The sequence below is a fragment of the Chengkuizengella axinellae genome (assembly GCF_030730905.1).
Classification (GTDB): Bacteria; Bacillota; Bacilli; order Paenibacillales; family KCTC-33759; genus Chengkuizengella; species Chengkuizengella axinellae.
On sequence record NZ_JAVAMP010000006.1, the window covers coordinates 147119 to 168292 of the forward strand.

21 protein-coding genes and 1 pseudogene are annotated in these 21174 nt (G+C 34.1%); 11 read left to right on the top strand and 11 right to left on the bottom strand.

The genetic code is table 11. The annotated features are described in order from the left end of the window. Window positions 1-111 precede the first annotated feature (111 nt). A complete protein-coding gene (mgtE, locus tag Q5Y73_RS13815) occupies window positions 112-1464 on the top strand; it encodes a magnesium transporter (protein ID WP_305992501.1) in 1353 nt (450 codons plus the stop codon). Window positions 1465-1469: 5 nt separating this feature from the next. Here the strand turns inward: mgtE and Q5Y73_RS13820 are convergent, their stop codons facing one another. Beyond that, window positions 1470-2117 carry an HRDC domain-containing protein gene (locus Q5Y73_RS13820; RefSeq protein WP_305992502.1) on the bottom strand — a complete coding sequence of 216 codons (648 nt, stop codon included), beginning with the start codon at window positions 2115-2117 and terminating at the stop codon, window positions 1470-1472. A 250-nt stretch (window positions 2118-2367) separates the two neighbouring features. Here Q5Y73_RS13820 and Q5Y73_RS13825 point away from each other — a divergent pair, with 250 nt between their 5' ends. The 3 genes from Q5Y73_RS13825 to Q5Y73_RS13835 all read left to right on the top strand — a co-directional run bounded on the left by Q5Y73_RS13825 (window position 2368) and on the right by Q5Y73_RS13835 (window position 3545). Continuing rightward, complete coding sequence (locus Q5Y73_RS13825) at window positions 2368-2832, top strand: DUF2269 family protein (protein ID WP_305992503.1); 465 nt, start codon at window positions 2368-2370, stop codon at window positions 2830-2832. 44 nt (window positions 2833-2876) lie between these two features. Continuing rightward, window positions 2877-3179 (top strand): DUF3055 domain-containing protein, encoded by a 303-nt coding sequence (locus Q5Y73_RS13830; protein ID WP_305992504.1) that lies wholly within the window; start codon window positions 2877-2879, stop codon window positions 3177-3179. A gap of 69 nt (window positions 3180-3248) precedes the next feature. Next, window positions 3249-3545: a hypothetical protein gene (locus Q5Y73_RS13835; protein WP_305992505.1), complete on the top strand. Its 297-nt coding sequence runs from the start codon at window positions 3249-3251 to the stop codon at window positions 3543-3545. Between the two features lie 143 nt (window positions 3546-3688). On the opposite strand, the gene Q5Y73_RS13840 is transcribed toward Q5Y73_RS13835, so the two are convergent. Next, on the bottom strand, window positions 3689-4582 hold the full coding sequence (locus Q5Y73_RS13840; protein ID WP_305992506.1) for a 5'-3' exonuclease: 894 nt from the start codon (window positions 4580-4582) through the stop codon (window positions 3689-3691). 389 nt (window positions 4583-4971) lie between these two features. On the opposite strand from Q5Y73_RS13840, the pseudogene Q5Y73_RS13845 reads away from it, so the two are divergent. Together Q5Y73_RS13845 and Q5Y73_RS13850 are read left to right on the top strand one after the other, a co-directional pair. Then, window positions 4972-6099: pseudogene (locus Q5Y73_RS13845) on the top strand (serine hydrolase domain-containing protein). Window positions 6100-6146: 47 nt separating this feature from the next. Continuing rightward, on the top strand, window positions 6147-6374 hold the full coding sequence (locus tag Q5Y73_RS13850) for a hypothetical protein (protein ID WP_305992507.1): 228 nt from the start codon (window positions 6147-6149) through the stop codon (window positions 6372-6374). Between the two features lie 95 nt (window positions 6375-6469). Here the strand turns inward: Q5Y73_RS13850 and Q5Y73_RS13855 are convergent, their stop codons facing one another. From Q5Y73_RS13855 to Q5Y73_RS13865, 3 genes are all read right to left on the bottom strand, one after another. After that, on the bottom strand, window positions 6470-7651 hold the full coding sequence (locus Q5Y73_RS13855) for an aminotransferase class I/II-fold pyridoxal phosphate-dependent enzyme (RefSeq protein WP_305992508.1): 1182 nt from the start codon (window positions 7649-7651) through the stop codon (window positions 6470-6472). A 78-nt stretch (window positions 7652-7729) separates the two neighbouring features. Beyond that, a complete protein-coding gene (locus tag Q5Y73_RS13860) occupies window positions 7730-8815 on the bottom strand; it encodes a site-2 protease family protein (RefSeq protein ID WP_305992577.1) in 1086 nt (361 codons plus the stop codon). An 82-nt stretch (window positions 8816-8897) separates the two neighbouring features. Further along, on the bottom strand, window positions 8898-9260 hold the full coding sequence (locus Q5Y73_RS13865; RefSeq protein WP_305992509.1) for an arsenate reductase family protein: 363 nt from the start codon (window positions 9258-9260) through the stop codon (window positions 8898-8900). Window positions 9261-9502: 242 nt separating this feature from the next. Between Q5Y73_RS13865 and Q5Y73_RS13870 the strand changes: the two genes are divergently transcribed. The 5 genes from Q5Y73_RS13870 (at window position 9503) to Q5Y73_RS13890 (ending at window position 15329) form a co-directional block, all read left to right on the top strand. Beyond that, window positions 9503-11119 carry an ATP-binding protein gene (locus Q5Y73_RS13870; protein ID WP_305992510.1) on the top strand — a complete coding sequence of 539 codons (1617 nt, stop codon included), beginning with the start codon at window positions 9503-9505 and terminating at the stop codon, window positions 11117-11119. Next, on the top strand, window positions 11113-12780 hold the full coding sequence (locus Q5Y73_RS13875) for a thiamine pyrophosphate-binding protein (RefSeq protein ID WP_305992511.1): 1668 nt from the start codon (window positions 11113-11115) through the stop codon (window positions 12778-12780). The genes Q5Y73_RS13870 and Q5Y73_RS13875 overlap by 7 nt, the downstream gene beginning before the upstream one ends. Before the next feature lie 39 nt (window positions 12781-12819). Then, the gene (locus tag Q5Y73_RS13880; protein WP_305992512.1) at window positions 12820-13191 is read left to right on the top strand and encodes a carboxymuconolactone decarboxylase family protein; all 372 of its coding nucleotides are present in this window, start codon (window positions 12820-12822) and stop codon (window positions 13189-13191) included. A 143-nt stretch (window positions 13192-13334) separates the two neighbouring features. Next, window positions 13335-14012: a hypothetical protein gene (locus Q5Y73_RS13885; RefSeq protein ID WP_305992513.1), complete on the top strand. Its 678-nt coding sequence runs from the start codon at window positions 13335-13337 to the stop codon at window positions 14010-14012. A 63-nt stretch (window positions 14013-14075) separates the two neighbouring features. Continuing rightward, window positions 14076-15329: a stalk domain-containing protein gene (locus tag Q5Y73_RS13890; RefSeq protein WP_305992514.1), complete on the top strand. Its 1254-nt coding sequence runs from the start codon at window positions 14076-14078 to the stop codon at window positions 15327-15329. 86 nt (window positions 15330-15415) lie between these two features. Here Q5Y73_RS13890 and Q5Y73_RS13895 read toward each other — a convergent pair whose 3' ends face one another. The 6 genes from Q5Y73_RS13895 to cobD form a co-directional block, all read right to left on the bottom strand. Continuing rightward, window positions 15416-16330 (bottom strand): RluA family pseudouridine synthase, encoded by a 915-nt coding sequence (locus Q5Y73_RS13895; protein WP_305992515.1) that lies wholly within the window; start codon window positions 16328-16330, stop codon window positions 15416-15418. Window positions 16331-16469: 139 nt separating this feature from the next. Next, window positions 16470-17147, bottom strand: coding sequence for a DNA alkylation repair protein (locus Q5Y73_RS13900; RefSeq protein WP_305992516.1), 678 nt, complete (start codon window positions 17145-17147; stop codon window positions 16470-16472). A gap of 215 nt (window positions 17148-17362) precedes the next feature. Next, the gene (locus Q5Y73_RS13905) at window positions 17363-17566 is read right to left on the bottom strand and encodes a hypothetical protein (protein ID WP_305992517.1); all 204 of its coding nucleotides are present in this window, start codon (window positions 17564-17566) and stop codon (window positions 17363-17365) included. Window positions 17567-17831: 265 nt separating this feature from the next. Beyond that, window positions 17832-18401 (bottom strand): cob(I)yrinic acid a,c-diamide adenosyltransferase, encoded by a 570-nt coding sequence (locus tag Q5Y73_RS13910; protein WP_305992518.1) that lies wholly within the window; start codon window positions 18399-18401, stop codon window positions 17832-17834. Then, window positions 18398-19966: a cobyric acid synthase gene (locus Q5Y73_RS13915; RefSeq protein ID WP_305992519.1), complete on the bottom strand. Its 1569-nt coding sequence runs from the start codon at window positions 19964-19966 to the stop codon at window positions 18398-18400. The genes Q5Y73_RS13910 and Q5Y73_RS13915 overlap by 4 nt, the downstream gene beginning before the upstream one ends. Next, window positions 19963-21030 (bottom strand): threonine-phosphate decarboxylase CobD, encoded by a 1068-nt coding sequence (gene cobD, locus Q5Y73_RS13920; RefSeq protein WP_305992520.1) that lies wholly within the window; start codon window positions 21028-21030, stop codon window positions 19963-19965. The genes Q5Y73_RS13915 and cobD overlap by 4 nt, the downstream gene beginning before the upstream one ends. Between the last annotated feature and the right edge of the window lie 144 nt (window positions 21031-21174).

Genomic DNA, 21174 nt, shown 5'->3' on the forward strand with positions numbered 1-21174 from the left:
AATATAATGTATTAAATTGAGTTAAATTTCATTTCTTTAAATTTTTGTTTATGCTATTGTTCATAATGGGGCAATTTACAATATATATTAATGAATTTAGGTGATTTACATATGAACCATTCACAAATGGAAAATGTGCTTTTAACAGTAATTAAATATATAAAAGACTATAAAAAAGAAGAAGTTCAACATTTATTTGATGAGCTTCAACCTTATGATATTGCTGAATTGTATAAAGCTTTACCAGATAAACACAGAATAAAATTTATACTGTGTTTATCTCCAAAACATCTAGCCGTCCTTATACAAGAATTGGAAAGCGAACTACAATTAGAAATATTACAAGCACTAGGCATAGAAAAATCATCAAAAGTGATGGATTTAATGGAAAATGACGATCTTGCCGATTTGTTAAATGAGCTGTCGGAAGAGAAAATGGCTGAATTTTTGTCTTCTATGCAAAAAGAAGAATCCAAAACAGTGCAAGATTTAATGCAATACCCGCCTGAAACTGCAGGGGGAATCATGACAAATAGATTCGTGTGGATTCGCAGTTATTATTCTGTTCGTGAAGCCATAGATAAAATAAAAGCATTTGCTCAGATTGCTGAAAATATTTATTACCTATATGTGTTGGATGAACAGAAAAAATTAGTTGGAGTAGTTTCTTATAGAGATTTACTTCTGGCTGATATTCAAGACACAGTGCAAGATATCATGTATAACAGAGTCATTTCTGTACCGATTACAATGGACCAAGAGCATGTGGCTACCATTATTGAAAGATACGACTTTATTGCCGTCCCGGTTGTAGACGAAGAACACAGACTAGCTGGTATCATTACAGTAGATGATGTTATTGATGTCATGATCACCGAGGCGAATGAGGACATTCAAAAACTATCTGCAAGCAGTAAATCTATAGATTTCAACACTGGAGTGTTTTCTGCTTCACTTCGTCGACTTCCATGGTTGGTTCTTTTATTATTTGTTGGATTAATATCGGGTACCGTCATTTATAGCTTTCAATCCACGTTGGAAACTGTAGTTGCACTAGCTTTTTTTATGCCTATGATTGCTGGAATGACAGGAAATACAGGGACTCAATCATTAGCTATTGCAGTTCGAGGTTTAGTAACCCAGCATATGGATAAAACATCCTTTTTCAAATTGTTAATTCGAGAAATCGGTGTTGGTCTTATCATTGGTACTGTATGTGGCATATTAATTTTTGCAATCTCTTTTATTTGGCAAGGAAGTCTAATACTTAGTTTTGTTATAAGCTCATCCCTATTTCTAACACTAATTATTGGTACATTGGCTGGTACAATCATTCCTTTAATTTTATATCAGTTTAAGGTCGATCCTGCTATTGCTTCTGGACCACTGATTACAACATTGAATGATATTTTTTCATTGGTTGTATATTTTGGTCTTGCTACCCTATTTATTTCAAATTTTTAATTCAGCTAAATTTGTTTTTTCATCATTTGATTTTTATACAACCAATCATCAAATTGCTCCATATTTATATGATTTTCAACCCAAGTAAGAGGGAAGGAAGTTGAACGTTCAAATTGTTTTGTAATATTTAAAATGGGATCGCCATATTGTTCGGTTTTAGCTGACGCAAATCCAGGTATCTGCATCAGCTCTTCCTTTGTTTTTGGTACAAAGGAACTTAACATTTTTAATACTCGATTAGAAGCAATAATAAAGGGAGGTTTGTCTAATTTATCTGACTCCTCTCTCCTCCATCCACGCAGCTGCTCAAACAATTCATCATTCGTCATTTGCTCGCTGTAAAAATATAATAGTTGAGTTTTTTTATTTTTTGGAGAAAGTGAATCTGAATGATGATAATAATCAGAAAATAAAGGAAGGTAACCTGATTCAATATGCTGTTGTAGCTCTGATCTTAATGTTTTTGCGATATCAACTAAACGTTTTTTTTCAAGCGTTAAATCTTTGATCATCTCCCCATCACCACTTATCATCTTCCAATTCATTTGCCAAGAAGATTTAAGTTTAAATACATATACTTGAGCTATCACAACCGCATTAATTTCTTCGTTCTCCTTTTTCAAAGTATTCATGTAGACTAATTTTTCATACATATACATACTTCCTTTCCAACCTATTTAGTAATGAAATAAAAAAAAAGCACCTCTTCTACAAAATTTGTAAAAGAGGTGCTTCCTCATGTTTTATCATTGATAATTCATATCATACATGAGTTTCATATTGCATTCAATAGGACTTAAATATGATTTTTATTGAAAAACATTCTGTTTTTCATTAGGATTTAGTTAATTAGAAATATTCAGCGAGTTAAGACATATAAAATACACTACGGAGGAAATAAAAATGGAATTATTAATATTAGTACATGTATTATCGGCTGTTATAGGTGTAGGACCCATCTTTTTCATCCCCATTTTGTTAAGGAAAAATCAAGGAATAGAGAATCTACGTTTTTCTATGAAAACAGCAAAAAAACTGCTTTTGTTCCCTAAAACAGGAGGATTAACTGCAGTATTAACTGGGATTTTACTGATACTTTTAAGTGATTACGGTTCATTTTATCAATTATGGTTGTTTGGTTCATTGATTTTGTACGTTGCTGCTCAAGTGATTCTACTTGGTTTTATTGCACCGAAACAGAAAAAAATAGCATTATGGTTATTTGATCCAAAGCATAAAAATGAAACTACAATCCCTCAGGATATCATTCAAATAAGAAGTAAGGTCAACTTCTTGTTTTATTTTGCAATAGCACTTATATTAATCATCTTTATATTCATGATTCTTAAACCGTTAGCATTCGTATAATATGTTATAATGTAAAGAGATATACACAAAAAAGAGGTGATTTCATGTCTGATATCACATTTGACTTTTTATCAGATAGTACAGAAGAAACAACAACACGTTTTGTTACATTTGTTGGAGAGGAAAGCTTGCGACGCTTTGATTTAGCAATTACAACCACTGGACGTTTTTATGGAAAGAAATTAGTTACAGATTTACAATCAGGTAAAACTGCTATTCTAGGACCTGACGATTTAGAAGAAGAAGGTTACTTAGAATATGTATATAAATTAAGTGAAGATGAGGCGAAGGCACTCTATGCCTTTCTAGATCAAATATTAGGTGTCGTGCATTTTTCCGATATTTAAGACTAATAACAAACCTCCTAGGGAAATATAAGTGTGTCATTCACACCCTTCCTTAGGAGGTTTTATATTATGGAAAACAACAACAAAAACAACAAACCATTTCAAAAAGAAAGAAGAAGTGATTTTACTGATTTAAAAACGGTGGAATCCCAGCGTAATGATCTAACCGCTGAAGAATTTCCCGAAGGTGCTTACGGTATGGATTTATTAAGCGAATCCTTAGGAAAAAGCTCTCCATGGAGAGCAAATCAGCGACCACCCAATCGATTCACTTATGAAAATAGAGAACTTCACGCCGGACTTCCACGTCAAGACCCACCAGCACACGTTACACATGATGAAAAATCCCAAGATAGGGAAGACTAACTTAACAGCCAATGATGATTGGTGCAGGTGTTTGTCACATGCACCTAGCATAATTTTAATCAGCCCTCTATAGAGCAGATAGAAAATCGAGTTGTCAGCTTACGGAGAGCTGACATCTCCGAAAATAACCTTAGATAATTTCCCTATACTGCAAACTTTCTAATAAGAGATCTAAATTCAAACTCCTCTAATTTCTGAAGCAGTTTCTCTTTGTTTATCTGATAGTTGCATTCTTCTAAATCACATTGAAATTCAATGTCAGTATGAATCGTTGCCAGATCCTTTGACAAATAGATTAATTCTTTATTTTCTATTAATCTTTCTTGCAACTTTCCTTTTACTTGTTCTATATTTGCAAACAGTTGATCTACGTTTTCGAACTCATCTATTAATTTGATCGCAGTTTTTGGTCCTACTTTTGGACATCCTGGTATATTGTCAGAAGCATCCCCCATCAAAGCTTTCATTTCAATAATTTGATATGGATAAGAGACTCCTGTTTCTTCTTTAAAGTTTTCAAGACCAATCGTTAAATAATTACCAAACCCTTTTTTCATAAGTGTTACATTTGTTTTTTCATTAATTAATTGTAATGTATCTTTATCTCCTGTTAGTATATTTACATTTATCCCTTGTTCAGAATAATGTTTTGCTATAGAGCCGATCATATCATCTGCTTCATAACCTACCTTCCCAACACAAGGAATTTCAAACGCCTCTACTAATTCCCATAACTTGTCAAATTGTGGGATTAATTCATCAGGTGGCGCTCCTCTATTTGCTTTATAATCTGAATACATTTCATTACGAAACGTTTTTTCTCCCATATCAAAAGCACAGATTACATGAGTAGGTTCAAATCGCTCAATAGCATCTAACATATATCTAGTAAATTGATAAATACCGTTCGTATAAAGACCTTGAGAGGTTTTCATATAGTTTCCAGTCACTGCTGTAGCATAAAACCCTCGAAATAATAAAGCAAAACTATCAATAATTAAAATAGAATTTTCTTCTTTGCTGCTATCTCCTACCATCTTATTCTCCTTTTTTTCTACTAGAATTGGTTTCTAATATTTAATAAGAATAACATAAATTCATTACATAACGGAAGGCTGAATATCCTCGGTTACTGTCTAAAAAATACCAAATGATATGATTAAATATGTAACATACAGAACTTGTTTAAGCAAATCTTAAACATCGAGAAATCAGATGAATAGACTCTACTCCACGCGTTTGGAAGATACCACCTATATAGGAGAGAATCTTTAAAAAAAAACAATTAATGGGATCAATATTCTTTTCAAGGAAGATATTGACTATTCCTATTCAATTCTATAGTATATCTATACCGATAATTGCTTCTTTTATTTTCAAAATTAATGAAAAGGAGATGAAATAATACATAAAAAAGAATAGGAGCATGCTATCAATCTACCAGTGGTATAAAAATACAGAACACAATAAACTTAAACAAGAGAAATCAAATCATGAGAATCATAACACCTTTGACAAAATATATAATAGTATCTTTACTACTATTTTCATTTACTATATTTATCCTATCATCACAAATCAAAAGGTATCGATCGAAACTCCCTTTACTATAGGATCTATAAGTAAATCTTTAACAGGTTTAGGCATCATAAAGTTAATTGAAGAAGGAATGGTTAAGCTTGAAGACCCAGTCCAAGAGCATATTCCATAGTTTACTCTTAAAAACAAACAAGAATCCTCTCAAATTACAATTAAACATTTACTTTCACATACAAGCGGGATTAGTACTTATACAGGATTACTTTTAGCAGATCAAGGATCTAAAGAATTCAATGCGATTAAGAATCAGGTAAAAAAACTTTCAAATGTTAATATAAACAGTTTACCAGGTGAAAAATATCAATATAGTGATGCAAACTATTTAATTCTAGGTGCACTTATTGAAGAAATTACAAATCAAAAATTTTCTGAGTACATGGAACAACAAGTGTTTGCACCATTAGATATGCAGAATTCTGCAGCTGACAGTGAATCAGCATATAGAAAAGGATATTTAACTGGTTATCAATCTTGGATAGGATTTCCTAGAAAAAGTTCAATAACATATGATGATTCTGGAGCTCCTTACGGATACATATCTGCAAGTGCTGAAGATATGATCAAATATATCAAATTTATAAGTCAACAAAGCAGTAACAATCTGATATCTGATCAAAACATGAAATTATATTTATCACCTCTTATTCAAACCTCTGAAAATCGGTATTATGGTTTTGGATTAAGAATAACAAATCCAGATTCTATAAACAAAATGATATGGCATTCTGGTTCAACCCCTGATTCAAGGTCAGAGATGTTTTTTATGCCAGATACTGGCTGGGGCGGAGTAATTTTAACTAATAAAAACCATTTTCTAGAGGAAGTAGCACTTGCAACCCTTAAAGAAAGTATTATGAACATATTAAATGGAGAAGAACCAGTAGCTGTAACTCCACTTACATCTATGATTCAACTGGTTTCAATAATCATTTTATGTATATTCAATTCATTGTAATGTTCATCTATTTCCTAATAAAGTTTAGAATAGGAAAAGTTCGTAATGTGATGGGATTGCGCGTTACAGGAATAATTCTATTACTACTGTCTATTGCTATTATTCCCTTATTAATTTATGGCGTTGGAGTTCCATGGCATGCAATTAAAGTATTTGCTGCCGATGTTGCATTACTAACTATTTTATTGGTTATTCTACTAGCAATGAACGGATTATTATTCGTGTTCATGTCCTTTAGACAAAACAACATGAAAATACCGATTGGCAAGCCTTAAAAAGAAGACAAAGGGCTAGTATTAATTCAAGGATGAATTAATCAATTTTAAAATCATAAGAATTGAATACCAATATTGCGATAGAAATTCCTACATTATTTACAAACATTTTCTTTAAAAAAACGACCAATTCTCTCAACCGCTTCTATTAAAACTTTCTCTTCATGCACCAAAGCAATACGAACATACCCTTCCCCTTCTTTCCCAAAAGCATCACCTGGAATGACAACTACACCTTCAGAGAATAGTATTTCCTGGGAAATTTGTCGAGAAGTCCAACCTTGAGGGATTTTAGCCCAAATAAACATGGATGCTTTAGGCTTTTTAACATTCCAACCTATATCACGTAAACCTTCTACCATCAAATTTCTACGATTTTCATAGACTCGAGCAACTGAATGATCGCTTTCCATATCCTCTTCCAATGCTGTAATTGCCGCTTTCTGAATAGGAAGAAACACACCATAATCAATGTTAGATTTGATCATTCTTAGAGCACTTATTACATCAGCATGACCTACTAGGTAACCAATCCTACAACCAGCCATATTAAACGCTTTTGACATGGAATGGAATTCGACAGCAATTTCTTTAGCACCTTCTACTTCAAGTACACTGCTTGGTTTAAATCCATCAAATGCCATTTCTGAATATGCTAAATCATGAACTGCAACAATTTCATGTTTTTTCGACCATTTAATCCATTTTTCAAAAAATGATCGATCAGCTACTGCAGATATTGGATTACTAGGATAATTTAATATCATAAACTTAGCTTGTTTTAAAATATGATCAGGTATTTCATCTAACTGAGGTAAAAAATCATGTTCCTCTTTAAGAGGAACCAAATATGGTTTAACCCCTGCTAATTCCAAACTCGCACTGTATATGGGATAACCAGGATCAGGAACTAATACGATATCACCAGGATTGCAAATGGACATTGCCAAATGAGCCAATCCATCTTGTGAACCCATAAGTGTCAGGACTTCAGATTCAGCATTCAGTTTCACATTAAAACGATAACGATACCAGTTGGATACGGCCTTTCTAAAGGCTAAACTCCCTTCAGAAGTTGGATAGCCATAATCATTTGGATTGTCAATTGCCTTATGCAATTTCTGAATCACTTTTTTCGAAGGTGGGAGATCAGGACTGCCTATTCCTAGGTCTATCACATTCACCCCTGATTCTATGACTTCTTTTTTCCACTCAGCTAATTCAGAAAATATAGCGGATCCTAAATTATTCAGCCGATTTGATCCTGTAATTCTCATATATCTATCCTCGATTTCTCTAATTAATTGTTCAAAGAGTTCCCAAAAAATGATTATCTCGGTCTTTTTGAACATCCTCTATAAGTTAGATAATGTTTGTTGTCCTACTACAGAAGTCATATATAACATGTATCCTAAAAAGACTGCTAAAGCTCCGTAAGCCAAACCATATCTCCATCTTGTTGCATTAGGCACATTATAATAATTATCTGGCTCGAATTGTTCGAGATCTATGACACAATGAATCTTTATAAATCTCCCTGACTCCTTTTGAACGGTTTCAATTTGAGAGACATCTACCTTATGAATGATTCCTTGCATTGGAAGATCTATCGTTTGCTTTAAATCTAACTCTTCCCAAATTAATTTGAGCTTTTGTTGTCCATCCAGTATTGAGTATGTACTGAAAGTCAGCTCTTTTTTAATGATAGATAATATATTATTGAATTGCTCTGAACCAGACGGAATTATAAAACCTTGCTGTAACAAAGTTTCAACTGGTATTTCAAGCTTAGCGCCAATCTCAAGTTTTTTACCTTTTCCTTTTCTTTTCACATACTTTTGGAATAACTCCCACGCAAATAATACCCATATAATAAAGAACAAAGGACTTCGCAAGAAATAAATGATGACGATTAGCCCTCCGATTAAACCAACCAACCATAACCACCTAGTTACAGCTGTGGAAATCCGACCACCATCCAAAGGATGTATTGGCAGTAAATTTACCAAGTTTAATAAAAATCCTACATAGGCTATAACAAGGAGCAACTGTCCCCATTCACCACCCAGATTCAATCCTATTAAAAATGCAGCAACAGCACCTGCTGTCCCTAGAACAGGACCACCTATGGCTATATAAGCCTCCGTCACAGCATCTCTTGGATTTCTTTTCATAGAAATCAATGCTCCTAAAAAAGGAATAAAAAACGGTGCAGATACAGGTAAACCTTTCTGCTTTGCTGCTATTACATGACCTAACTCATGAATTAATAACATCAAAACGAGTCCAACTGCAAATTCAAGAGGAAAGATCACTGCATAGGCACCTACAGAAATAAGCATAGATAATAAAGGTCCAGCAAATTTAACTGATTTTAAAACAACTAAAATATTTTTTCCTGCACCTAATAAGAATACTCCTATTGCACCCAAAAACCACATTGGATTTTGTTTGTTTTTTTTATGGCTTCCATTCTGATTTTGAGCATCCAACACTTCAACACCTACCAATCAATAATAAGATTTATTTCATGCCCCATACTTCATCATATGTTTCTTCCTTAAAACCAACCGTTACTTTATCACCATCTGTTACAATGGGACGTTTAAGTAATTTCCCATTAGAAGCCAACAAATCTATTTTTTCCTCAGTAGACATAGATGGAAGTTTATCCTTTAAGCTCATTTCTTTATAAACTTGACCAGAGGTATTAAAAAACTTTTTAATATCTAATCCACTTGTTTCAATCAAATCAGAAATTTCTGAGGCTGATGGAGGTTCCTCAACTATTGGTATTAAGTGAACGTCTAAATTTTTTTCTTTAAACCATTTAATCGCTTTGCGACATGTTCCACATCTTGAATATTCATAAACTTTTAGTGACATTTATATTCTCTCCTTATATATCGTTTGTACTAGAGGTTATTCATAAATTGTCAAATAAAAAAATAGTAAAGTCAAGTGCAATGAATAAAACCCCTCTTATTTTAAAATGGTATTATTTTGTTTATTTTTATATTTTTTTGTCCTATAAGAAATATTTATAATTAAAAAGGAAGGATTTTATCAATGATTGTTGAAATATGTTAGTGAGTACTTTTCAAATTTTTTACAACAAAGGTGATTTTATGGAGAATGAACCATACTACTTAACGGAATCAAAAAATAAATGTCGTGAACAAGGAATGGATCCAAATAAAATGCCAAAAAGCAAAACAAAATTATCAAATGAACAGCTAAAACAGAAAAAAGCAACTTATGAAGAAATATTATCTATTATGAGTTTTTATGTGATGAAAATTATTGGCCCTCTAAAAGAAAATTATATGCTGATTGTGATTACAGATGATGAAGGGTATATATTAGATATGTTTGGAGATGTGTCTTTCAAATCCATCATTAATAATATTGGAATAACAAACGGTGTTTGTTTATGTGATAAAGAAATGGGTACAAACTCTGTGGATGTTGCATTAAACAAAAAACATCCTGTACAGATCGTTGGATCTGGACATTTTCATCATGCGCTGCACCAAACTGCATGTTATTCTGTTCCTTTTTATTTTTCAGAATCTCATTTTTTATCTGGTACTATATCCATTATGACTACTATCGATCGACATAATCCTTATTTAATTCCCTTGCTATCATCTATCGTTGACTCTATCGAAAGAGAGCTACTCTTAAAAAAGAAAAATGATCAGCTGAATCTTTTCCATAACATCACAATCAATACGATTAGAGATGGTGTCATTATTACAAATAAGTACGGCAGAATTACTGAAATCAATCATTTTGTTCAAGAATTGTTTAATCGCAGTAAAGAGGATTTATTAGAGAACTCGATTTTTGATTTAGATCCTTTTGGTAAGTATTTATATGATGTATTAGAAAATGAAACCATTGTACAGGATCATAAAATTTATTTTGATTCGCAACATTGTAATACAAAAATATGTCTTTTGGATGCACTACCAATATATGATGACAATAATGAGCTTATAGGTTCATTTGCAAATATACGAGATATTACAGAAAAGTACAACTTAGAAAAACAAGTTATTTTATCAGAGAAATTTTCTGCAATAGGTAAATTAGCAGCTGGACTAGCTCATGAAATCAGAAACCCTCTAACCTCCATCATGGGATTTACACATTTATTAAAACAAAAATATACAGAAGACGAGGCAGATGAAAGATACATTAATATTATTTCTGATGAACTATCTTCTTTGAATGAAATGGTATCTCAATTTGTCCTGATGGCCAAACCTTCTAGTCCAGAGTTTCGTCTAGTTGATATTCAGACATTAATTCAAGATACAGTAAAAATAATGAGAAGCCAGGCTATTTTAAAAAACATTGCTATTGAAGAGAAATTGCTTGATCATGAGGTAAATCTGCTTATCGATTCTGCTCAAATAAAACAAGTCTTTATTAATCTCATTCAGAATGCAATTGAAGCTATGGATCAAAACGGGACGATTCAAATTATAGTTAAAGAAAAACAAGACTCCGTTATTATAGATGTAGTAGATGAAGGAAAGGGGATTGCTGATAAGGAGATTAATCAAATCTTAAATCCCTTCTTTTCAACAAAGGATAGTGGATTAGGTCTTGGATTGTCTATTTCTTATCGTATTTTAAACAATCATAATGCAAAAATAGACGTGTTATCTAAGCTCGGAAAGGGAACCACATTTACATTAATCTTCCCTAGGAGCAGTAAAGGAGGCTCATGGTGAAAAGTATAGTATCCATTTTAGTTAGTAATCTCCGTAAAGCAGGCATTACTCACATATTTGGTATTCCGGGGAAAGCTGTTGTTCCGCTTATATTAGAAGCAGAAGATCAAGGAATTCGTTTTGTTTTATGCAGACATGAATCTGGTGCAGGATTTGCCGCGGCAGGATATGCGTTAAGAAAAAAAACAATGGGTGTTGCAATTGGAACAAGTGGTCCAGGTGCAACAAATTTACTTACTTCAGCAGCACAGGCCAAAACATATCATGCACCTGTACTTTTCATTACAGGACACCCATCCATGAAAAATACGGGAAAAGCACAAGGGCAAGACTCGACTGCATTTGGAACAGATGTGACTAAAATGTTTGAACCCGTTACACTATTCAGTTCACGGATTGAGAGAGCCGATTTATTACATACTCATCTATCACACGCTGTAACTAAAGCACTGCAAGGACCAATGGGACCTGTTCACTTGTCTATTCCCCTCGATGTTTTAACTGAAAAAATCACCCCATTTGAATTACCTGCTGTGGATCAAGCTTCACTTCTATCACCACATATAGATAAAGTCGTACCCCTTATCCGAAAAAGCATTCTCCCTGTTGTACTATTAGGAAAAGGAGTTCACTTAAGTAATGCTTACGATGAAATTAAACAGTTTGTTGAAATATATCAACTCCCTGTTATAACAACACCAGGGGGCAAGGGCACTCTCCCTACAGACCATCCTTTAAATTTAGGAGGATTTGGTTTGGGTGGAAGTTCACAAGCTGATGAGTACATGTTAGCAGGAATTGACTTACTCATTGTCATAGGAAGTAAGTTGTCTGATATGTCTCTTGCTGGATTTACTCCAAAGATGCAGCCTAAACAGGTCATTCACTTTGATTATGAGGGAACATTTATGGGTAAAACAATTCAAGTCCCTACTTTAGGTATACGAGGGGACATTCGGACAAATATAAAATACATACTTAAAGAGTCACGAATTCCCTCTAATTTTCTGAAACAAGTTCCTATGGCCGAAGTAGCAGCCTCAGTCGAACTAGAGGATCAATGTGCCCAAATGCAGACTGAACCCATTCAACAAAATGGAGTATTTATGACATCCAAAGCTGCTATCCTAGAAATGCAAAAATATATCCCCAAAAAAACGGTGTTTTTTGCAGATGATGGTAGTCATAGTTTTTATGCTATAAAACATCTTGAGCTTTCAGAGGGAAGTGCTTTTTATTTTGATGATGTTTTTGGAGCGATGGGTCATTCCATTAGTTATGCTCTTGGAGCTAAGTTGGCTGCAGCAAATGAAAATGTTGTCTGTATTACAGGTGACGGTTGTTTCATGATGCATGGAGCAGAAATTTCTGCAGCAGTAAACGAAAATGTAAACATTACATACATCGTGTTCAACAATGGATGTTTAGACATGGTGAATAAAGGGATGTCGCATCATTTAGGCAGAACAGATGGAACCGTATTTGAAACACCAGTAGATGTTAAACAGTTTGCTGAATCCCTAGGAGCAAAAGCATTTCGCTGTACAAATCTCCAAGAAGTTAAATCTGCTATTCAAGATGCACTCCATTATTTCTCCTGTTCTGTAGTTGAACTTATTGTTGATCCTAACGAAATTCCACCTACTTTAAAAAGAGGTTAAAGCTATCAAAAAGATAATCATAAGAGGTGAAGTTAAATCGTGTCATTTGATAAAGGAATGTCAAATATAAAAGAAATTGCTGGAGCCGATGGTATTCATGCTGTAGAAGCCATTCAAGAATTGCATCCCGATATTCATAAATATGTGGTTCAATTTGGTTTTGGTGAAATATACTCTAGAAGCGAACTTAACAAAAAGCAACAGGAAATGATCACGATTAGCTGCTTAATTACATTAGGAGATACCGCAAATCAGCTTAAATTCCATTTCAAAGCAGCATTAAACGTAGGAATCACTCCAAAAGAAATATTTGGAATTATCATTCATTGCATTCCATATGTTGGGTTCCCTAGAGTTTTAAATGCTTTGCAAATTGCTAAAGAGGTCATAGACGAAGCAGAAGCATTGTAATGATTCATATATCATTCTTGAAGTTGAGACGACGTATTCCATTATTGGATGCGTCTTTTTTGTCGCGTTCAATTCATCATATAGAGGGACATTATTACGTAAAATACTAGTAATTCTTTTAATAAGATAGGAGACAGAAATTTATGAAAAAAATTACGAATACGATCTTTTGTTTAACTCTATTTAGCCTCATTTTTACTTTTAGTGCAAAAGGGGGAGAAATTCATCCTATCGCTTATAACGTTATACCTTTTGAAGAAAAGCAAGATACCCCTGCAATAATACTTACTAAAGAAGAAGTCAAGAATCTTATAAATAATGTCGAAAAACCTGCTATATTAACTAAAGAATTATTACTAAGCAAAGATCAAGAGCAAATTCTTGAATGGTTCTCTAAGCTGGAACGATCAACATTTGAAATTTTCAAATCGTTGAACGCATCTCCGATAGACAGTGAATCCAAGGAGATTGTCATTGAAGTGTTGAAACAATATTACAAGGATTCATTCGCAGAAATGATATTTAATGTTTATTATTCTCCAGTTTATTCAGTTGAAGGCAATTATTATGATTCTTACCCAATGCATGCTTTTCCTTCGATAGAAGTTGAAAAACTACTAAAAGACCCAAACGTGAATGATGTACGCGTAGAACTTCTCAGTGGTTCATACTACTATGATTTGTTCATTAGTGGAACATCTACTGATCCATTCATATATGAAGGACCAACCACTGTTGATCCAAATAACCCAGGAAGTGTGAATAGAATCTTTATCATTAATAATCAAAACTTCCTCATTCATGCGATTAGCAATTTTTAATTCATCAACCTTTGATTGATCGCAAATTTTTGTTATTTAAGAGATTGGAGAGGTGATCTTTTTATGAAAAAATTGACCAGTATTTTTCTCAGTTTCATCTTGGTTAGCATTTTATTTATTCATATGGGGGCACAAGCAGAACCCAGTAATGAACAAGTTAAAGCATATTTAAACAAATCCATATCCTTTAAGATTGATAATAAAGATTGGGTACCAACGACCGATGGAGAAGCCATTTATCCTATCTCCTATAACAATACGACTTATTTGCCTCTGCGAGCGATTAGTGAAGCTTTAAATGTGGACGTAGAGTGGATAGGTGAACACAACAAAATTAAATTAAATACCACCAAACTGATTTCAAATGATCATACTAAAAATATCCTTTCATCAGAATTTGTACATATCCTTGTGAATGGAATTGAAAAACCTGAATTATTAACTAAGGAGCTTTTAGAGGACGGGGATGACGACAAAATTACTCAATGGTTTTTAGAATTAGAAAAGTGGAAAATGAACATACATGATGTCCTATCTCCATACGCCATTGATAGTCAAGGCAAGGAAACTCTTATAGAAGCTTTTAAACAATACTATACCTATGATTATTCAAAAAAAGTGTTTAAGAGTTTATTTTACAATAAGGCTGGTTATTATTTGACAACTGACTTTGATGATTATTACAATCCAACAAGCTTAACTAACATTCAATACACCTTAAATACTTCTTATAACTATAAGTTCGTCTTTAATGCAACGACCTTTGCTTTTAACACGGCAACAGATGTTGAAATCATGTATTTTGTAGATGAGGATCATTATCTTCTCTCTACTACTAGTTACTTTTTCCCAAACTTTTATCTTTCTCAAGATGAAACCAAGATCATTTTGAATACAATGGAACGACCTGAATTATTAACCAAAGAGCTAATAGAGAGCGGGGATCAGGAAAAAATAATACAGTGGTTTGTAGATTTATATCATTGGCGACTTACATTGTTTAGTGCCTTACAAGCATATAATATTGATGAAGATGGGAAAGATGAAATCATGAATGCTTTCAACCAATATTACAGTGAAGAACATTCAGCAGGTATTTTTGATTTATTTTTCAATCAAGTTAATGATTATTATGTGACATCTTCTTTCGATGATTATTTTAACATAACAACTATACAACATGAGGATAGCCTGCAATATGAACTACAAAGAGATCCAAATTTTTATACACTTACCTTCAATGCAACCCTATCATCAATCGGTATTGATGTTAAGCATACCTTTATCATTAATGATGAGGATTACCTTATTGAATAAATCGTTAGAAGACCCTATCAGGGAAATCAGGCTGTACCCGTAAATAGGATTTCATGGTCCTGTTTACGGGTTTATTTTATATTGCACTATTCTCTTTTCAAACATCCTATTGTACTCTGCATATCACTTGGCAAAGGTGCAGTAAACTCAGTATACTCTCTTGAATTAGGATGGAAAAAACCTAATTTTGCGGCATGTAATGCTTGCCGATCCACTTTAGGCATGGTCTCGTTTTGTTCTCCATACATTTTATCTCCCATTAGAGGACACCCTAGATGCTTCATATGTACTCTAATCTGATGTGTACGACCAGTTTCCAGCCATAACCTTACCAAGGATGCAGATTTATATTTCTCTTCCACTTTATAATGGGTAACAGCCGAATAACCCTCTTCTGTCACAATTCTTAAATGTCGGTGTTCAGGGTCTCTGTCGATGGGTGCATTCACAGTACCTTCTAAATCTGGTAAATGGCCATTTACGATGGCAACATATTCTTTTTTCACTTGATTATTTATCATTTGTTCGGAAATTTGTTGGTGTACATAAGGATTTTTAGCAATGGCTAGTACACCTGAGGTTTCCTCATCCAGACGATGAATCGGTCTAAACCGATAATTCTCCCCTTTTTGCATCCAATGATATACAACTCCGTTTGCAAGTGTATTTGCGTAATGTCCATGAGTTGGGTGTACGATGATGCCTGACTGTTTATTTACAATCAACAAATAATCATCTTCGAATAAAATATCCAAAGGAATATTCTGAGGCTCAATATATTCAGAAGTCTCCTGCTCCATATGAATTTCTATACGATCACCAGTGAACACCTTAATGCTGATGAATTCCCTTTTTCCATTCACCATAACCCCTTTTTCAGTCAGCTTAATGCGGGACAACAGTCTTCTTGAAATATTTAGTTTTTCTCTTAATACACTTTTTAAAATCCAACCATTTTCTTCAGGTTGTACAATGTATGTAATTGGTTTATAATAGTTCATTTTCTCTTGCGAAACACCTCTGCATTACCAGTTTATTCTATGTTATATTGAATAATTGACGTACAGAGCTAAGGATACCACATCAGCTTATATCCGTCGATAATCATCATAAAGTGAACCTTTCTTTCACTGAAATTTTTTATATCTTTAGAGATAATTTTAAATTATTATCAAGTTTTTCTATTGCGTATCGAAATGAAATTCTTGGCATTAACTCTTTATTTTTTATTAAATAATGATATACCTCTTCGGGCTGTGAGGCTGAAAGTATCTTCAACATCCATCCATATCCTTTTAATACTAAGTGATGATCATCGTTCATTAATCTATCTGCAATTGCAAATGGTTTTAATTCATGATATTTCATTTTTTTGATTGGATATATAAGGATAATTGCGGATGCTCTCCTTACCCAGAAATCTGGATGATCAGTCCATCTTAACACTTTAGGAAATAAGCAGTTATACCTACTGAGCAAATCTCCAAATGCATGAGTACAAAAATCATCACAGTCTCCCCAACCTGTTACATATGTTTTCAGCCAGTTCTCAAAAATAATAAAAGTACTATTTCTATATTGATCCCTCACTCTAAAAGCCCAGTCATAAGCAATTATTCCATATTCCCATTTTCTTTCACCTAACAATCTTTCACATAAAGTAAATACATTTTCAATGGATTTATCTTGTATTTGTTTAAAGACACGAGCTGAAACCGATCTAACCTTACCAGTTGTTAAACCAGATTCTTTAGACAGACCCTTTAATTGTATTTTAACCTCATTGATAACATAAGTATTTAGGGAGGAAGACATCATAATTTTTACAGCCCTTTCTTATTCTTTTATAAGACTGATAAAGCCCAGCTACGGTTTACATGCTCTGGTATATTAATTTTTAATACTGAACAAAAAGCAATAACTTGTCCTATGTTCATAGCTTCATGACCTATCATCGAGGAAAGATGATAAGAGGCGTTTCACTCCAAACCAAACTACATCATTGTGATCATTAACATCATCCAAAACTTCTTTCAGTTGATTTCAGAACTAGATATTGCATCAACGAAATCTTTCTGAACTTCAACCATTTCTTCGAAATGATTTCGTAGTGTATTTAGACCTTTTCTGGGAAGAGTTTGATCCAAATCAGCATCACTTAATTCCTTAATAAAACTTACTGAATAACTTCTCATGGATTCCCATTGCATTAACTGTACATGAATTGCAGGTTCCATTGTGCCCACTCTCCTTTAAGATTTCTAGATTTATATAAGCGTGTTCTTGTTATAATTGTGATTTTTTTCACATAACAAATGAAACAAAAAGAGAAATATGAATTATACTCCTCTTTCAAGTATAGATATGTTCAATACAGTAGCTTCCCCACATCAATATAACAATATAGAATAGTGAGGTTGCTGACTATTATTATAACACGAGACACGAGAAAAACAAACACCTGTTCGAACTAGTATTGAGTAAGTTGTATAATACCGTGGACTATTTTCTCTTGCGAAACACCTCTGCACTTCGAATGTATTCTACATCCGATTGTCCTTCCCGAACGTTGGCAGTTCTTGCAATCGTAAAAAACAAATCGGATAGACGGTTTAAGTACTTTCTTACTTCAGGATTAATCTCTTGTTCTTTTGCTAAGGAAACAATCCGACGTTCTGCACGGCGACACACTGTACGGCAAACATGCAAGGCTGAAGATACAGCACTTCCCCCAGGCAATACAAACCGAGTAATATCTGGTGTTTCCTCATCATACAAATCAATCCATTTTTCTAACTGCTCTACCATTTCTTTCTTGACTTTAAATTCTCGAATACCTGGTTTATAAATGGCTAAGTCTGAAGCACAATCAAAAAGCTCATGTTGAATTTGCAATACATGAGGTATCATGTCTGCATATTTTTCTTCATCCATCAAACTAATGGCGCTTCCCACAAAGCAGTTCAATTCATCCACCGTTCCATAAGCTTCAACTCTAATATTATCCTTATCTACTCTGCCCCCAATGACACCCGTTTTCCCTTCATCACCTGTTCTTGTATAAATGTTCATTTAGACCCCTCCTCAATGATTTGATAAACCTTTTTCATATCTAAATACTTCCGAACATGTTCTGCAAGTCTTTCAAATGCCTCTTCTCTTTGATTACGATAGGAACTTTCGACCTCTTTAGCTTCCCATCCTTTATTCCATCTTACTCGATTCAACCAGCTTCTACGCAATATATCATTATCTAATATGCCATGGATATACGTGCCCATCACTCTCTCATTCTCAGACAAAACTCCATCATTATGAAAGGAATGATCCTTGTGTCCAGTTAAACGAATTTCAAATGCATGTTGAACAGGTTGTAAAAATCGTGTGATGCCCATATGAATCTCATACCCTTCAACATCATTAGAGATTACATTTTCTCCAGAGTGCTCTTGCTCCCCTAACATGGATGTGAAAATCAAAGCGTTCCCTTCCACTCTTTCTGTTCGTTTCGTTTCTACAAAAGTAGTTTCCATTGGAAATAAACCTAATCCCTCTATTTCGGAGACATCTGATTCATAGAAATTAGGATCTAACAATCTTTTCCCCAACATTTGATATCCAGCGCATATGCCTAAAAGAAAGCCACCTTGTTCTACATATTCCAATATTTTATCCTCTATACCAAATTCACGTAAAAAGAGCAGGTCCTGCATTGTATTTTTACTACCTGGAATAATGACCACATCTGGGTTACCCCACTCCTCTAAGTTTGAAACGTATCTTAAATGTACATCTAGCTCATCAAGCAGTGGATCAAAATCAGTAAAATTAGAGATTCTTGGTAATTTTATAACTGCAATATCGAGTTGATGTTCTCCTTTTACAGTTGATTTTATTTTAGTATCCAATGAAGCTCCATCCTCATCCTCTAGCCCTATATGATGCAGAAATGGAATGACACCTAACACTGGTTTTCCTGTACGTTCTTCCAACCAATCAATGCCAGGTTGTAATAATGAGACGTCTCCGCGGAATTTGTTAATGATAAACCCACATACTCTATCTCTTTCCTCAGGGGTTAAAATTTCTAAGGTGCCTACGATAGAGGCAAACACGCCACCGCGGTCTATATCCGCTACAAGAATAACTGGCGCTTCTGCCCATTTAGCCAACCGCATATTTACAATATCACTATCTTTTAAATTGACTTCAGCTGGACTGCCAGCGCCTTCAATGGCAATCAAATCATATTTCTCTCTCAAATGAAGCAATGATTCCTTCACAATGCCTTCGGCAGTATGTAAATAAAGTTCTCTGTAACTTCTTGCATCTAAGTCTTTATAAGGCTTACCGTGTACAACAACCTGTGACACCATATCCTGTTTTGGTTTTAACAAGATTGGGTTCATGTCCGTAGTGGCCACAGTGAAACAAGCATCCGCCTGCATCCCCTGTGCACGTCCAATTTCTTTTCCATCTAATGTAACATATGAATTGAGAGACATATTTTGTGATTTAAACGGAGCCACGTTGTTTCCATCTTGATAAAAAATACGGCACAATGCCGCAGTTAGTATACTTTTCCCTACATCTGATGCAGTACCTTGCAGCATAATCGTACTTGCTAATTTTTTCATATGAACACCTGCTTGATTTTAGATATAAACATTTCATTTTGTTCACGCAAACGAATAGCAATTCTAAAAAAGGAAGTATTTAATCCCTTAAATAAAGAAGCATCACGTATTAAAATGCCTCTGTGAGCTAATTGCTCTTGTAGCTTTTTCACATGGATTGAAGGAGGAAGTTGAACCAACAAGTAATTCGTATCACTTGAATACACCTTTAATCCCAGATCAGATAGTTGGCTTTCAAACCAACTCCGTTCCTGTACCAGCCAGTTTTTAGTCCTTTTTATATAAGCATGATCATGCAATACTGAAGCCCCAATCGATTGAGCCAGTGCATTAACACTCCATTGCACCTGCAGAGATTGGATTTTTCTAATCCAATTAGGATGTGCTATCATAAATCCTAAACGAATACCCGGAATGGCAAAAAACTTGGTCATTGAGCGAATCACAAAAAGATTATTGCTCTGATACGCTTGATTCATGAGGCTCACTTGTTTTTCAAATGGTACAAAATCTATAAAAGCTTCATCTAAGACAACAGGTTGATTCGTGTCCAGTAAGGAATGTAAAACAGGCTGTGAAATTAATTTACCTGTCGGGTTGTTAGGGTGTCCTAAAAAGAAAAGATCACATTGATCTGCAGCTTTTACTATGTCAGATGTTTGTAGTTCAAATTGATTTTCTTCCTTTAAATAGATATCCAGTGTCTTCCCTTGTATTTTCGAAACCGCTTCGTCATACTCTGAAAAACAGGGTCTAGCTAAAGCTGTCATTTCAGGTTGGAGAAATCTCACCGTTAAATCTATTAACTCTGCTGCCCCGTTCCCTACTAAAATGCTATCCATTGGTATTTGATAACATTCTGCTATTGCATGACGAAGCTTACGTACTGCGGGGTCAGGATAATGTACTAATTCCTTCCATGTATTTGTTAAAATGGTTTCTACACAGTCAGGACTCCCCAAGGGATTCATGTTAGAACTGAAATCAATAAATTGCTCTTTTGCTAATCCATAAGTTTCCTCAGCTGTAATTAAGTCTCCACCATGTCCGTATCTTTCAAGCATGACTTTGCTCCTCTTCTTTCAAAAAGTTTGCGGAAGAGAAAGGAATTGTCGGAGAAGTACAACGATCGCATTTAAAATCAAGAATATACCTTACTACTAAATAAAGATATTTTTGATTTTAACAACGAGTAGAGACAATCCGTT

Bases quoted from the DNA above. Each gene is read 5' to 3' on its own strand.
- mgtE (WP_305992501.1), top strand. From the start codon at position 112: ATGAACCATTCACAAATGGAAAATGTGCTTTTAACAGTAATTAAATAT.
- Q5Y73_RS13820 (WP_305992502.1), bottom strand. From the start codon at position 2,117: ATGTATGAAAAATTAGTCTACATGAATACTTTGAAAAAGGAGAACGAA.
- Q5Y73_RS13825 (WP_305992503.1), top strand. From the start codon at position 2,368: ATGGAATTATTAATATTAGTACATGTATTATCGGCTGTTATAGGTGTA.
- Q5Y73_RS13830 (WP_305992504.1), top strand. From the start codon at position 2,877: ATGTCTGATATCACATTTGACTTTTTATCAGATAGTACAGAAGAAACA.
- Q5Y73_RS13835 (WP_305992505.1), top strand. From the start codon at position 3,249: ATGGAAAACAACAACAAAAACAACAAACCATTTCAAAAAGAAAGAAGA.
- Q5Y73_RS13840 (WP_305992506.1), bottom strand. From the start codon at position 4,582: ATGGTAGGAGATAGCAGCAAAGAAGAAAATTCTATTTTAATTATTGAT.
- Q5Y73_RS13855 (WP_305992508.1), bottom strand. From the start codon at position 7,651: ATGAGAATTACAGGATCAAATCGGCTGAATAATTTAGGATCCGCTATA.
- Q5Y73_RS13860 (WP_305992577.1), bottom strand. From the start codon at position 8,815: ATGTGGTTTTTGGGTGCAATAGGAGTATTCTTATTAGGTGCAGGAAAA.
- Q5Y73_RS13865 (WP_305992509.1), bottom strand. From the start codon at position 9,260: ATGTCACTAAAAGTTTATGAATATTCAAGATGTGGAACATGTCGCAAA.
- Q5Y73_RS13870 (WP_305992510.1), top strand. From the start codon at position 9,503: ATGGAGAATGAACCATACTACTTAACGGAATCAAAAAATAAATGTCGT.
- Q5Y73_RS13875 (WP_305992511.1), top strand. From the start codon at position 11,113: ATGGTGAAAAGTATAGTATCCATTTTAGTTAGTAATCTCCGTAAAGCA.
- Q5Y73_RS13885 (WP_305992513.1), top strand. From the start codon at position 13,335: ATGAAAAAAATTACGAATACGATCTTTTGTTTAACTCTATTTAGCCTC.
- Q5Y73_RS13890 (WP_305992514.1), top strand. From the start codon at position 14,076: ATGAAAAAATTGACCAGTATTTTTCTCAGTTTCATCTTGGTTAGCATT.
- Q5Y73_RS13895 (WP_305992515.1), bottom strand. From the start codon at position 16,330: ATGAACTATTATAAACCAATTACATACATTGTACAACCTGAAGAAAAT.
- Q5Y73_RS13900 (WP_305992516.1), bottom strand. From the start codon at position 17,147: ATGATGTCTTCCTCCCTAAATACTTATGTTATCAATGAGGTTAAAATA.
- Q5Y73_RS13905 (WP_305992517.1), bottom strand. From the start codon at position 17,566: ATGGAACCTGCAATTCATGTACAGTTAATGCAATGGGAATCCATGAGA.
- Q5Y73_RS13910 (WP_305992518.1), bottom strand. From the start codon at position 18,401: ATGAACATTTATACAAGAACAGGTGATGAAGGGAAAACGGGTGTCATT.
- Q5Y73_RS13915 (WP_305992519.1), bottom strand. From the start codon at position 19,966: ATGAAAAAATTAGCAAGTACGATTATGCTGCAAGGTACTGCATCAGAT.
- cobD (WP_305992520.1), bottom strand. From the start codon at position 21,030: ATGCTTGAAAGATACGGACATGGTGGAGACTTAATTACAGCTGAGGAA.